The organism is Pseudomonas sp. FA117 (genome assembly GCF_057370475.1).
Genome location: NZ_CM170675.1, coordinates 1949962 through 1963484, shown reverse-complemented (window position 1 = coordinate 1963484; position 13523 = coordinate 1949962). Strand labels below are relative to the sequence as shown.

General features: G+C 65.2%; 10 protein-coding genes. 5 read left to right on the top strand and 5 right to left on the bottom strand.

The window, feature by feature from the left end; genetic code table 11:
• Positions 1-13 precede the first annotated feature (13 nt).
• Both AC1TXO_RS09160 and rlmKL read right to left on the bottom strand, forming a co-directional pair.
• Positions 14-2401 (bottom strand): sensor domain-containing diguanylate cyclase, encoded by a 2388-nt coding sequence (locus AC1TXO_RS09160; RefSeq protein WP_486406004.1) that lies wholly within the window; start codon positions 2399-2401, stop codon positions 14-16.
• Positions 2402-2495: 94 nt separating this feature from the next.
• A complete protein-coding gene (rlmKL, locus tag AC1TXO_RS09155; RefSeq protein WP_486406003.1) occupies positions 2496-4688 on the bottom strand; it encodes a bifunctional 23S rRNA (guanine(2069)-N(7))-methyltransferase RlmK/23S rRNA (guanine(2445)-N(2))-methyltransferase RlmL in 2193 nt (730 codons plus the stop codon).
• Between the two features lie 550 nt (positions 4689-5238).
• Between rlmKL and rmf the strand changes: the two genes are divergently transcribed.
• Positions 5239-5454, top strand: coding sequence for a ribosome modulation factor (rmf, locus tag AC1TXO_RS09150; RefSeq protein WP_079227119.1), 216 nt, complete (start codon positions 5239-5241; stop codon positions 5452-5454).
• Between the two features lie 102 nt (positions 5455-5556).
• Here the strand turns inward: rmf and AC1TXO_RS09145 are convergent, their stop codons facing one another.
• On the bottom strand, positions 5557-6579 hold the full coding sequence (locus AC1TXO_RS09145) for a quinone-dependent dihydroorotate dehydrogenase (RefSeq protein WP_486406002.1): 1023 nt from the start codon (positions 6577-6579) through the stop codon (positions 5557-5559).
• 127 nt (positions 6580-6706) lie between these two features.
• On the opposite strand from AC1TXO_RS09145, the gene AC1TXO_RS09140 reads away from it, so the two are divergent.
• From AC1TXO_RS09140 to AC1TXO_RS09125, 4 genes are all read left to right on the top strand, one after another.
• Positions 6707-7921 (top strand): CmpA/NrtA family ABC transporter substrate-binding protein, encoded by a 1215-nt coding sequence (locus tag AC1TXO_RS09140; protein WP_486406001.1) that lies wholly within the window; start codon positions 6707-6709, stop codon positions 7919-7921.
• Positions 7922-7932: 11 nt separating this feature from the next.
• Complete coding sequence (locus AC1TXO_RS09135; protein WP_486406000.1) at positions 7933-8508, top strand: ANTAR domain-containing response regulator; 576 nt, start codon at positions 7933-7935, stop codon at positions 8506-8508.
• Between the two features lie 193 nt (positions 8509-8701).
• Positions 8702-9913 carry a nitrate/nitrite transporter gene (locus AC1TXO_RS09130; RefSeq protein WP_486405999.1) on the top strand — a complete coding sequence of 404 codons (1212 nt, stop codon included), beginning with the start codon at positions 8702-8704 and terminating at the stop codon, positions 9911-9913.
• Between the two features lie 4 nt (positions 9914-9917).
• Complete coding sequence (locus tag AC1TXO_RS09125) at positions 9918-11588, top strand: bifunctional protein-serine/threonine kinase/phosphatase (RefSeq protein WP_486405998.1); 1671 nt, start codon at positions 9918-9920, stop codon at positions 11586-11588.
• A 122-nt stretch (positions 11589-11710) separates the two neighbouring features.
• On the opposite strand, the gene AC1TXO_RS09120 is transcribed toward AC1TXO_RS09125, so the two are convergent.
• Positions 11711-12748, bottom strand: coding sequence for an OmpA family protein (locus tag AC1TXO_RS09120; protein WP_486405997.1), 1038 nt, complete (start codon positions 12746-12748; stop codon positions 11711-11713).
• 110 nt (positions 12749-12858) lie between these two features.
• A complete protein-coding gene (gene sigX / locus AC1TXO_RS09115; protein WP_486405996.1) occupies positions 12859-13425 on the bottom strand; it encodes an RNA polymerase sigma factor SigX in 567 nt (188 codons plus the stop codon).
• Positions 13426-13523 lie beyond the last annotated feature (98 nt).

Here is a 13523-nt window from a genome sequence, read left to right as displayed (position 1 = left end):
TGATGCCGCGCGCTCAGGGCAACTCTGCCTCGACCCGGTCCCGCCCGGCCTGCTTGGCCAGGTAGACCCCGGCATCGGCGCGCAGCAACAGGGCATCGGCGCCTTCGCCGACGCGCCACCCTGCCACCCCGAAGCTCGCCGTCACCCTGCCCACCCCCTCGACCGGCACGCTGCGCACGCCCTGCCACAGTTCCAGCGCCAATCGGCGTGCCTGCTCGGCATTGCTGCCCGGGCACAGCACCATGAACTCTTCGCCGCCCAGGCGGCAGAACACGTCGGTGCGCCGCAGCCGGTGCCCGATGCGCTGGCACAGGCTGCGCAGCACATGGTCGCCGACGGCATGACCGAACTGGTCGTTGATGCATTTGAAGTGATCGATATCGAGCATGATCACCGCCAGGTCCAGGTCATCACGCTGCGCGCGCTCCAGTTCGACCTTGAGCCGCTCCTGGAAGTAGCGCCGGTTGTGGATACCGGTCAGCGCATCGGTGACCGACAACGCCCGCAACTCCTCCTCCACCCGCTTGAGGTCGGAGATGTCCGTCAGGTAGCCATGCCACAGGGTGCAGCCCTGCTCGCCGATCTCCGGGGTGGCCTCGCCGCGCACCCAGCGCAGACCGGCCCGGGGCAGGCACACGCGGTACTCCTCGCGCCACGATGTCAGGTGCTCGGCCGACTGGCGCACCGAGCGGCGCACCCGCTCCAGGTCATCGGGGTGTATCCGCTCGAACACGGTCGAGGCGTCCTGGCGCAGCACCTGCAGATCGACCTCGTAGATGTCCAGCAACCCCGCGCTGGCGTAGGGAAAGCACGAGTGGCCGTCGGCGTCCAGGCGGTACTGGTAGATCCCTCCGGGTACCTCGGCGCTGAGCTTCTCCAGTAATCGGTCGCGGGCAGCCAGGGCCTCGTGGACACGGCGGCGCTCGGTGACATCGATGCAGATCGCCAGGTAGCCCACCCACAGGCCCTGCTCGTCGAGTACGGCGGTCACCAGCATGTTGGCCAGCAACTGGCTGCCATCCTTGCGCACCAGCGTCCACTCGCCAGGCTCGCCGCCCCCCTCCTGCACGGTCTCGGCGAACATCGCCTGGCCACCGACGATCTCGCGACCATAGCGCAGGCTCAGGGCGCGGGCACGCTGGTGCAACTCATCGGGCTGGACCAGGTGCTCCAGCGTCAGGCGGCCCAAGGCCTCGCTGGCGGTGTAACCAAGCATGCGCTGGGCACCGGCGTTGAAGGTGCTGATCACCCCGCGCAGGCTGGTGGCGATGATCGCCACCTGAGTGGCGGCATCGAGCACACTGCGCAACTGGTTATGGGTCTCGCGCAGGGACTGTTCGCTCACCCGCAGCGCTGCGGTACGTTGCTCGACCAGCACCAGCGCGCGTTGGCGCTGACTGAACAGGCTGTAGAGCAAGGCGCTGAGCAGCACGCTCAGCAAACCGCCGAGTAGGATCACGGTGAACACGGCCGATGAGCGGTTGGCCTGAAGGAATGCTTCGCTGGGGCGGATGTCGAGTTGGTAGGAATGATCGGCCAGGTGCAGCAACTGGCTGCTGGACAGCGCCAGGGATGCGCTGCGGTTGCCCGAATCGTAGAGGGTCTCGTGCCCCTGGCTGCCGGACAGGTCGAGGATGCGCACCACCAGGTTGTCGTCCTGGGCGACCGGCAGGCCCTCTGCAATCAACTGGCGCATGCTCAGCAAGGCCATGACGTAGCCGGCAGGCAATCCACTGGGCGCGACCTCGGCGAACACCGGTGCGACGATCAACAACCCACGGGTGTAGGCCGGCTCGACGTCGAGCATGTCCAGCGGTGCCGATACCGCCATGCTTCCGGGCACGGTGGCGCGGTCCAGGGTGTCCTGGCGCTGGGGCTGGCTGCGCAGATCGAAACCATAGGGCTGGTCGGCCTGGTGGGTGGCCTGGGTATAGAGCACGGGATAGTGGAAGGCACGGGGCGGCGATGGCTGCCAGGCGCCTTGGGGGGTACGGTCGCGGATCTGGTAGCGGCGCCCCAGCCAGGCACTGGCCCGCCGTTCGAAGGCATTACGCTCGGCGGCTTCTACCCGCGGCGCCCAGGAGTAGGCCTGGGTGCGGTGCAACAACGGCCGGGCATAGCCATCGAATTCTTCCGGAAGGATTTCGCTGGAGTAGCTGAAGAAGCGCCGCAAGCCATCGAGACGCTGCTGTTGATCCTCGAACCGCTCGGCAATGCGGCTGTAGCGTTCACTGGCCAGCAGTTCGAAGCGCTGGCGCAGTTGCTGCTGGTAGAAGGCATGGGCCGCGAAGGCCAGGGCTGCCGTGAGCAAGCCCCCGGCCACCAGCGCGAACACGGCCACGACCCAGGCCGAAAGCGCCTCGCTGATCAGGCCGAACATCTTCGCGCGCACCCTGGACATAGAGGATTCCCATGAGGTCAGCGTCCTGCGAACTGTTCGGCCCTGAGCTGACTTATAGCTATTAGCCATCAGCGCTGCAAGGCACTTCGTCCCTTCAGCGTAGCTGCAGGCGCCAGGCCTTGTGGATCCGGTTGTTGCGGGCGAAATCCGGGTCCAGGGTCTGGGCGCTGATATCCTCCACCGCGTAGCGCTCGAGCAGGTGCTCGTCGAGCTGGAACTTGCGGAAGTTGTTGGAGAAGTACAGCACCCCGCCCGGCGCCAGGCGCGCCGTGGCCAGGTCGAGCAGGCGCACATGGTCGCGCTGCACGTCGAATACCCCTTCCATGCGCTTGGAGTTGGAGAAGGTCGGCGGATCGATGAAGATCAGGTCGTAGCTGTCCTGGGCATTTTCCAGCCATGCCATCACATCGCTCTGCTCCAGGCGGTTGCGCTCGGAGAAGCCATTGAGCGAGAGGTTGCGCCGCGCCCAGTCCAGGTAGGTCTTCGACAGGTCGACGCTGGTGGTGCTGCGCGCACCGCCCTTGGCCGCATGCACGGTGGCGGTGGCGGTGTAGCAGAACAGATTGAGGAAGCGCTTGCCGTTGGCCTCGCGCTGGATGCGCAGGCGCATCGGGCGGTGATCGAGGAACAGGCCGGTGTCCAGGTAGTCGGTCAGGTTGACCAGCAGCTTGACGCCGCCTTCGTTGACCTCCTGGAAACGCCCTTCGGTGGCCTGGCGCTCGTACTGGCGCGTGCCGCCCTGACGCTCGCGGCGCTTGAGCACCACGCGCTGCGGGTCGATACCCAGCGCCTGGGGGATTGCAGCCAGCGCATCGAGCAGGCGCGCCTGGGCCTTGTCCGGATCGACCGAACGGGGCGCTGCGTATTCCTGCACATGCACCCAATCCTGGTACAGGTCGACCGCCAGGGCGTATTCGGGCATGTCGGCATCGTACAGGCGGTAGCAGTCGATCTGCTCGCGGCGAGCCCACTTGCCCAGTTGCCTGAGGTTCTTCTGCAAGCGGTTGGCGAACATCTGCGCCCCCTCGGACAGGCGCGCCGGCTCGTGCGCCACGGCGCTCGCGGCTCGCGCATCGCCACCCTGATCGTCGGCCTGGCGACGCTCGCCGGTGACGAACTGGTCGGGCTGGACCTTGAACAGCAACAGCTTGCACGGCAACGCGCCGTTCCAGAATGCGTATTGCTTGTGGCTGCGGATGCCCATGCGCTTGCCCAGTTCCGGCGCGCCGGTGAACACTGCCGCTTCCCAGCCCATGCAGGCCTGGCGCAGGCGTTCGCCGAGGTTCTGGTAGAGGTACAGCAGGCTCGCCTCGTCACCGAGGCGCTCGCCGTAGGGCGGGTTGCTGATGACCAGGCCCTTCTGGTTCTGGTCCGGGCGCGGCTCGAAGCTGGCGACTTCGCCCTGGTAGATCTTCACCCAGTCACCCAGGCCGGCGCGCTCGACGTTGTTGCGCCCCGGCTGGATCAGCCGTGGGTCGGCCTCGTAGCCGCGAATCCACAGTGGCGGCCTGGCCAGCCCGGCCTCGGCGCGGGCCTTGGCCTCTTCATGAACCTTGCGCCACAGTGCCGGGACATGCCCCTGCCAGGCGCTGAAGCCCCAACGCTCGCGCTTGAGGTTCGGCGCGATATCGGCGGCGATCATCGCCGCTTCGACGAGGAAGGTCCCGACACCGCACATCGGGTCAGCCAGGGCGCCGCCTTCGGCAGCGATGCGCGGCCAGCCGGCGCGGATCAGCACGGCCGCCGCCAGGTTTTCCTTCAGCGGCGCGGCGCCTTGCTGCAGACGGTAGCCGCGCTGGTGCAGGCTGTGCCCGGAGAGATCGATGGACAGGATCGCCTCGCCGCGATCCAGGCGCAGGTGCACACGCAGGTCCGGGTCGATCTTGTCGACGGAGGGACGCTGGCCATCACGGTTGCGCAGTTTGTCGACGATGGCGTCCTTGACCTTGAGCGCACCGAAGTGGGTGTTGTCGATGCCCGAACCATGGCCGCTGAATTCCACTGCCAGGGTGCCATCGGCGGCCAGGTGGTCCTGCCAGTCGACGGCATGCACGCCATCATAGAGGTCATCGGCGTTCTTCATGGAGAAACGCTTGGCCACCAGCAGCACGCGGTTGGCCAGGCGCGACCAGAGGCACAGGCGATAGGCGGTTTCCATGTCGGCCGAGCCGCGGATCGCCGAGGTGTGCTCGCGCACATCGGCAAGGCCCAGGCCGCGCGCTTCTTCGGCGAGCAGCCCTTCCAGGCCTTTGGGGCAGGTGAGATAGAGTTCGAGTTGATCCGACATGTAGGTTCCAGAGCCTATGGGCTGTGTAGTGGCAGCGCGACGCATCGCCGTTGCCTGTGTTTGCCTGGATACCCTTCCATCAGGTATCCAGGTGGCCTGTCGATCATTCGACAGGCCGGGCCGCCCGACCGATACCCCCACGCCAGGTGGCGAAAGAGGCTTTGATCGTCGAGCAGTGTGAAAATTTCGTGTGACGCAGGAGTCGGTGTGACCCTTCGTCGCATTACCAGATGTTGCGTCAGTTCGGTGGCGCCAATGGCCAAATGATTTCAATCACCGGCAAACCCTGATCATAGCGGGACAAAGCCTAAACAAGGTTGAGTCGCATTTATTTACTTATCCCCTCACCCTTGGAAAGGTTACGTCCTTATGACAAATCGATCATTCACACTGTGACTCGCATTGGTTAGAACTGATCTCAGGCCGCCTCGCAACGGGACGGCACTTTCAGCTCGCCACGCCGGCAGCGAGCGCAAACCGGCAGAAAGATTCTGCCCGGCCTCGGAGAGGCCGACGGGACATTACAGTCAACAAGTGAGGGCAACACCCTATGAGAAGACTTAAGCGTGATCCGTTGGAAAGAGCATATTCACGTGGCTACCAATACGGGGTAACCGGCAAATCCCGCGAACTCTGCCCATTTACGCTGCCATCCGTTCGCCAGGCATGGATCAACGGTTGGCGTGAAGGTCGCGGCGACAACTGGGACGGCATGACCGGCACCGCTGGCATCCATAGACTCAACGAAAATCACGCCGTTGGCTGAACGAGGACACTGAATTCGAGTCACCATGCACGCCCCATCCGGGCGGCGGGCTGAGGCCCAGGGGCCCCTTCAAGGGGCCCTTTTTATTGGGTTGCTTCCTGTTTAGCGGGGCAGCGCCGCAATCGCATCCACCGCCTCGCGGATCAATGCCGGGCCTTTGTAGATGAAACCCGAATAGATCTGCACCAGGCTCGCACCGGCGGCAATCTTCTCGGCGGCATGGCGCCCCTCGGTAATCCCGCCCGCTGCGATGATCGGCAACTTGCCACCCAGTTCGCCAGACAGCACCTTGACGATGTGGGTGCTCTTCTCCAGCACCGGTGCCCCGGACAACCCACCCGCCTCGCCGCCGAACGGCAGCCCTTCGACCCCTTCGCGACCCAGCGTGGTATTGGTCGCGATCACCGCATCCATGCCCGACTCGACCAAGGCCGCTGCCACCAGCGCGGTTTCCTCGTCGCTCATGTCCGGTGCGATCTTGATCGCCAGCGGGACGCGCTTGCCGTGTTCGTTCGCCAGTTGCTCCCGACGCTCGGCCAAGGCATCGAGCAGTTGCTTGAGCGAGTCGCCGAACTGCAGGCTGCGCAGGCCCGGGGTGTTGGGCGAGCTGACGTTGACGGTGATGTAGCTGGCCTGGTCGTAGACTTTCTCGAGGCAGATCAGGTAATCGTCCTGGGCGCGCTCGACCGGCGTGTCGAAGTTCTTGCCGATGTTGATGCCCAGTACCCCGTCGTAACGCGCCGCCCGCACCCGCGCCAGCAGGTGGTCGACACCCAGGTTGTTGAAGCCCATGCGGTTGATGATCGCAGTCGCCTCGGGCAGGCGGAACAACCGTGGCTTCGGATTGCCAGGCTGCGGCCGCGGGGTGACGGTGCCGATCTCGACGAAACCGAAGCCCAGCTGGGCGAAGCCATCGATGGCAGCACCGTTCTTGTCCAGACCGGCAGCCAGCCCCACCGGGTTGGCGAAGTTCAAGCCCATGACCGTCACCGGCAGCGATGCCGGACGCTTGCACAGCAGGCCATTGAGGCCCAGGCGGCCACCGGCGCCGATCAGGTCGAGCGAGAGGTCGTGGGAGGTTTCCGGAGAGAGCTTGAACAGCAGCTGGCGGGCCAGGGTATACATGGGCGGACAGGACTCGGGGGTGAGTGAGGGGGCGATTATAGCCAGCGCGCCGCCTGCGCGACAGGGCCTTGGCACATGGGTTGCTTTCAGGCACCTGCAGCCCGATCGGTACGGGCGAGGATCTTTCGTGAATACAGCGCCCCCGACAACGCCCCTGGCCTGGGTCAACGGCAGCGATGCGCCGGAAAAGCCCAGCCTCGATATCGGCTTCATGGCCCTCACCGACTGCGCCTCGGTAGTGGTCGCCGCCACCCAAGGCTTCGCCCAGCTCCAGGGCCTGACCCTCAACCTGCACCGCCAGGCGTCCTGGGCCGGGACGCGCGACAAGCTCGCCAGCGGCGAACTGGACGCCGCCCACTGCCTGTACGGCCTGGTCTATGCCATGCAACTGGGCATGGGCGGTGCGCCGGCCAGCGACATGGCCGTGCTCATGGGGCTCAATCAGAACGCCCAGGCCATCAACCTTTCCCCCACCTTGCAAGGCAAGGGCGTGACCAGCCCCGAGGCGCTGGCGCGCCTGGTGCACCAGCATGGCGCACGCCTGACCTTCGCCCAGACCTTCCCAACCGGCACCCATGCCATGTGGCTGTATTACTGGCTGGCCAGCCAAGGCATCCATCCACTGCAGGATGTCGACAGCGTGGTGGTGCCACCGGCGCAGATGGTCGCGCACCTCAAGGCCGGGCGTATCGACGGCTTCTGTGCAGGCGAACCCTGGTCGGCGGACGCCATGGCGCAGGAGCAGGGTTTCACCCTGGCCACCAGTCAGTCGATCTGGCCCGACCACCCGGAAAAGGTCCTGGCCAGCAGCCGCGCATTCGTCGAGCAGTACCCCAACAGCGCGCGGGCGCTGATCAAGGCGGTCCTCGCCGCCAGCCGCTTCATCGAGCAGAGCCCGGAGAACCGCCGCGGTACCGCGCACCTGCTCAGTGGACGGGCCTACCTGGACACCGCAGTGGGCAACATCGAGCCGCGCCTGCTCGGCGACTACCACGACGGGCTGGGCCATCGCTGGCAGGACCGCCACGCCCTGCGCCTGTTCGACCAGGGCCGTGCCAATCTGCCGTACCTGTCCGACGGCATGTGGTTCATGACCCAGTTCCGCCGCTGGGGCCTGCTGCGTGACGACCCCGACTACCTGGCCGTGGCCACGCGGGTCCAGCAACTGGGGCTGTACCGTGAGGCGGCCCAGGCCATCGGCGTGCCCTGCAGCGAGCCACCGATGCGCAGCAGCCTGCTGATCGACGGCAGCCGCTGGGACGGCAACGACCCGCACGCCTATGCCCGCAGCTTCCGCCTGCACGCCCTGGGTGATACACCCGGCGCGCGCGTCGGCTCATGAGGATGACTGGCATGTTGCGTATCCTGCTGATCGACGACACCGAGAAGAAGGTCGGCCGCCTCAAGGCCGCGCTGATCGGCTCGGGTTTCGAAGTGATCGAGGCCGCCGGGCTGACCATCGACCTGCCGGGCTGCGTCGAAACGGTGCGGCCGGACGTGGTGCTGATCGATACCGAGTCACCCGGCCGTGACGTGATGGAGCAAGTGGTACTGGTCAGCCGCGACCAGCCCCGCCCCATCGTGCTGTTCACCGACGAACACGATCCGGGGGTAATGCGCCAGGCGATCCAGGCCGGCGTCAGTGCCTATATCGTCGAAGGCATCCAGGCAGCGCGCCTGCAACCGATCCTCGACGTCGCCATGGCCCGTTTCGAGAGCGACCAGGCGCTCAGGGCGCAGCTGCTGGCCCGCGACCAGCAGTTGGCCGAGCGCAAGCGCATCGAGCAGGCCAAGGGCCTGCTGATGAAGATGAAGGACTGCAACGAGGAACAGGCCTATACCCTGATGCGCCGCCAGGCCATGAGCCGCCAGCAGAAACTGATCCAGGTGGCCGAGCAGATCATCGCCATGTCCGAGATGCTCGGCTGAGCCATGTTGGCCCGGCTCTTGCTCTGCCAATACCTCAGGTAGCCAACGGCGGTTGCCCACCCAGGGTTCAGCCCTGTCCCGACAAAGACGTCGCTCTCCCCTCCACGTTGGTGGACCGGGTAGCGACGTCTTTTTCGTTTCCGGCCCTGCACAGCAGGGCAACCCAACCGTTGCAAGCCGCGCGAGGTGTTCAATGAATACGAGCTTCTGGAAATCCGGGCATGTGCCCACGCTGTTTGCCGCCTTCCTGTACTTCGACCTGAGCTTCATGGTCTGGTACCTGCTCGGCCCGCTGGCGGTGCAGATCGCCGCCGACCTGCAACTGAGTGCCCAGCAACGGGGCCTGATGGTGGCAACACCGATCCTGGCCGGTGCCGTATTGCGCTTCATCATGGGCATGCTGGTCGACCGCCTGTCACCCAAGACTGCCGGGCTGATCGGTCAGGTGGTGGTCATCATCGCCCTGGCCTGCGCCTGGTTCATGGGCATTCACACTTACCAACAGGCGCTGCTGCTGGGCGTGTTCCTCGGCGTTGCCGGTGCCTCGTTCGCCGTGTCGCTGCCGTTGGCGTCGCAGTGGTATCCACCCCAGCACCAGGGCAAGGCCATGGGCATCGCGGGTGCGGGCAATTCCGGCACGGTGTTCGCAGCCTTGCTGGCGCCGTTGCTGGCCGCAGGCTTCGGCTGGAACAACGTGTTCGGCTTTGCCGTCATTCCGCTGCTGATCACCCTGGTGATCTTCGCCCTGCTCGCCCGCAACGCCCCGCAACGCCCCAAGCCCAAGGCCATGGCCGACTACTTCAAGGCCCTGGGCGATCGCGACAGCTGGTGGTTCATGTTCTTCTACAGCGTGACCTTCGGTGGCTTCATCGGCCTGGCCAGCGCCCTGCCCGGCTACTTCAGCGACCAGTACGGCCTGAGCCCGATCACCGCCGGTTACTACACTGCCGCCTGCGTGTTCGCCGGCAGCCTGATGCGCCCGCTGGGCGGGGCGCTGGCCGACCGCTTCGGCGGGATCCGCACCTTGCTGGGCATGTATGGCGTCGCCGCCGTGTGCATCGCTGCCGTGGGTTTCAACCTGCCCAGTGCGGGCGCCGCCTTGGCCCTGTTCGTCAGCGCCATGCTCGGCCTGGGCGCCGGGAACGGCGCAGTCTTCCAGCTGGTGCCGCAGCGCTTTCGCCAGGAAATCGGCGTGATGACCGGCCTGATCGGCATGGCCGGCGGCATCGGTGGCTTTCTGCTGGCGGCCGGGCTTGGCGCGATCAAGCAGCACACTGGCGACTACCAGCTAGGGCTGTGGCTGTTCGCCAGCCTCGGCGTGCTGGCCTGGTTCGGCCTGCATGGGGTCAAGCGTCGCTGGCGCACCACCTGGGGCTCGGCGGCGGTGACGGCGGCACGGGTGTGAGCGCATGAGCCTGCAACTGCAGTTCGCCCAGGCCAGCGCCACCGGACCGCGCCCGGAGAACCAGGACGCTCTGCGCCTGGTCACTCCGGCAGCGGAACTGGCCGCCAGCAAGGGCTACCTGTTCGCCCTCGCCGATGGCGTCAGCCAGTGCGCCGACGGCGGCCTGGCGGCCAGGGCGACCCTGCAGGCGCTGACCCTGGACTACTACGCCACCCCTGCCACCTGGAGCGTGGCCCAGGCGCTGGACCGCCTGCTGCTGGCGCAGAACCGCTGGCTGCGCGCCCAGGGCAACGGCCAACCGCTGATGACCACGCTGACTGCCCTGGTCCTGCGCGGCAGGCGCTTCACCCTCGCCCATGTCGGCGACTGCCGCGCCTACCGCTGGCACGAGGGCCGCCTGCAATGCCTGAGCGAAGACCACGTCTGGGCTCAACCGGGCATGCAGCATGTGCTCAAACGCGCACTGGGCCTGGACCAGCACCTGCTGGTCGACTACCGCGAAGGTGAACTGCAGCCCGGCGAATGCTTCGTGCTGCTCAGCGACGGAGTCTGGTCGAGCCTGAGCGAGCAACAGATCCTCTCGACCCTGCGCGATCAGCCCGACCTGCAGGTCGCCGTCGACACCCTGGTCGCCAGCGCGCACCTGTGCGGCAGCCAGGACAACGCCAGTGCGCTCGCGGTGCGGATCGAACGCCTTGGCCCGGTCAACCTGGGCGACACCCTGGCGCAACTGCAACAGTGGCCGACACCCGCGGCCTTGCGCCCGGGCCAGCACCTCGACGGCCTGCAGGTCGAGCGCCTGCTTGCCCAGAGCCGGCAATCGCTGCTCTACCGGGTCAGGGACGCCCAGGGTCGCCGCTGGCTGCTCAAGACCTTGCCGGCGGCACGCGAGGACGACCCCGGCACCGCCCAGGGCCTGCTGCTCGAAGAGTGGTTCCTGCGCCGGGTGGCGGGCCGGCATTTTCCCGAGGTGCATGCCGCCGGCCAGCGCCAGCACCTGTACTACCTGATGCGTGAATACCCCGGCCAGACCCTTGCCAGCCTGTTCGCCGGGCACGGGCCGTTGCCGCTGAACCAGTGGCTGGAGCTGGCACGCCAGCTGTTGCAGGCCGTAGGTGCACTGCATCGGCGCAACCTGCTGCACCGCGACATCAAGCCGGAAAACCTGCACCTGGGCGAAGATGGCCAGCTGCGCCTGCTGGATTTCGGCCTGGCCTACTGCCCGGGGCTATCGGAGGACCAGCCCCATGAGCTGCCCGGCACCCCTTGCTTCATCGCCCCGGAAGCGTTCGAGGGCGCCGCGCCGTCGCCACGCCAGGACCTCTATGCCGCTGGCGTCACGCTCTATTACCTGCTGACCGGTCACTACCCCTATGGCGAGGTCGAGGCGTTCCAGCGCCCACGTTTCGGCGCCCCGGTCACCGCCGCACGCTACCGCCCCGACCTGCCCGCCTGGCTGCAGCACAATCTGGAACAGGCCGTTGCAGTGGTGCCCGAGCAACGCTTCGAAACCGCCGAGCAATGGCTGCTGCTGCTCGAACGCGGCGACCGCCAGGAGTTGGCCATGCGCCCTCGGCCCCTGCTGGAGCGCGAGCCACTGAAGGTCTGGCGAACCTTGGCGCTGTTGTCGATGCTGTTGAATCTGTTGCTGCTATACATCCTGCTTAAAGGGTAAGCCTGGGCGAACCTCTTCGCGGGCAAGCCCGCTCCCACAGATGCAGGCCCGTGCGCCACACCCAAATCCCAGGCAAAGAAAAACCCGGCCGAGGCCGGGTTTTTCATGAAGCGTCAAACCAATTACTTGGCCTGGGCTTCTACCTGAGCTTCAACGCGACGGTTGACAGCGCGACCAGCTTCGGTGGCGTTGTCAGCAACTGGACGGGTCTCACCGTAGCCAACCGAGTCAACACGGTTGGATTCGATGCCGTACTGCTGGGTCAGAACCTGCTTGACAGCATTGGCACGACGCTCGGACAGCTTCTGGTTGTAAGCGTCTGGACCTACGGAGTCAGTGTGACCTTCAACCACGGTGGTGGTTTGTGGGTACTGCTTCATGAAGTCAGCCAGGTTCTTGATGTCGCCGTAGCTGTTAGGCTTGACGACCGACTTGTCGAAGTCGAACTTCACGTCCAGCTCAACGCGGACGTTTTCAGCGGCAGCCGGGCAGCCGTCGGCGTCAACGGTGACGTTGGCCGGGGTGTCAGGGCACTTGTCGACGTTGTCGCAGACGCCGTCGTTGTCGCTGTCGGTGCAGACTTCAGCAACTGGAGCAGGAGCAGGAGCAGCGGACTGCTTCGGGCTACCGCCGAAGTTCAGGCCAACGCCGACGCTCGGTGCCCACTCGGTGTCACCTTTGTCGATGTTGTACTGGGCTTCAACGCCGGCACGGGCGTAGAACATGTCGGTGATGTACCACTTGGCACCAGCGCCCAGGTTGGCGAAGGTGGACTGGTCACGACCGCCACGGCCGGTCTGGCCCAGCGACTGGTGGGAGAAACCAGCCGATACGTACGGACGGATGGCGTCGTACGGGTTGTTGAAGTGGTAAACGGCATCCAGGGCGGTGTTCGAGCCCTTGATGTTCTTGCCGTCGTCGCCACGAGCATTGTGAACTTCGTCGTAGCCCAGACGCAGTTCAACGTCGTCGGTCAGGAAGTAACCGATCGAGCCGCCGAACAGGTTGCCGTCGTTCTTGAAGTCGCGCTGGCTGTCGAAGAACTCCTTCTTGTAGAAGATCTCGGTTTCGACGGCGCCTTGGCCTTGTGCCATAGCGCCAATCGAGGTGGCGGCTACGAGCGAACCAATGGCCAAGCCCAAGGTGTTTTTCAATTTCATCCGTTAAATCCCCATCTGGTGATAGTTAAGCAGTCCCACCAAAATCCGGGGGACAACTCGACGGCAAGTCTAGCAGACCTTGCCGATTCGTTTGAGCGATTTGCGTAGGACTAAGTTTCAGTCGAATCAGCAAATTTCTCACGAAGCTTGTCGAGCGCACGCTTGTAACGCATTTTCGTAGCGCTCAGGCCCATGTGCATGATGTCGGCGATCTCCTGAAACTCCAGCTCTGCGACAAAACGTAGCACCAGAATTTCCCGGTCGATCGGGTTCACATACACCAGCCATTTGTCCAGCCCGCCTTTTTCTTCGGGCTTCGGTGCCTTGTCCTCGGACGCCTCTTCGACGGGGTCCAGGCTCAGGGCATCCATCAGCCTTCTCTTGCGTCGCTCCTTGCGGTACTGGGTGATGCATTCGTTGTAGGTGATGCTGTAGAGCCAGGTCTTGAACTTCGATTTGCCCTCGAAGTTCTTCAGGCCGTACAACACTTTCAGCATGACCTCCTGACAGACATCGTCAGCATCCCGATCGTTCCCCAGATAACGTGCACAGACGTTGAACAGGGTCCGCTGGTAGCGCCGCATGAGTTCCTCATAGGCGCGGGTAACATGAAACAGCTCCTCATGCGAACGCGCCACCAACTCCTCGTCGGTGAGCTCGCGGGGGTCGTAACGCATGGGCGGCGAATGGACTTTATTCAAAACGGATCTGGCCGACAGTCAGGTCAATGTCGCCGCTCGGCCGCTCGGGCCGATTTTTGCGGCGGCATACATTA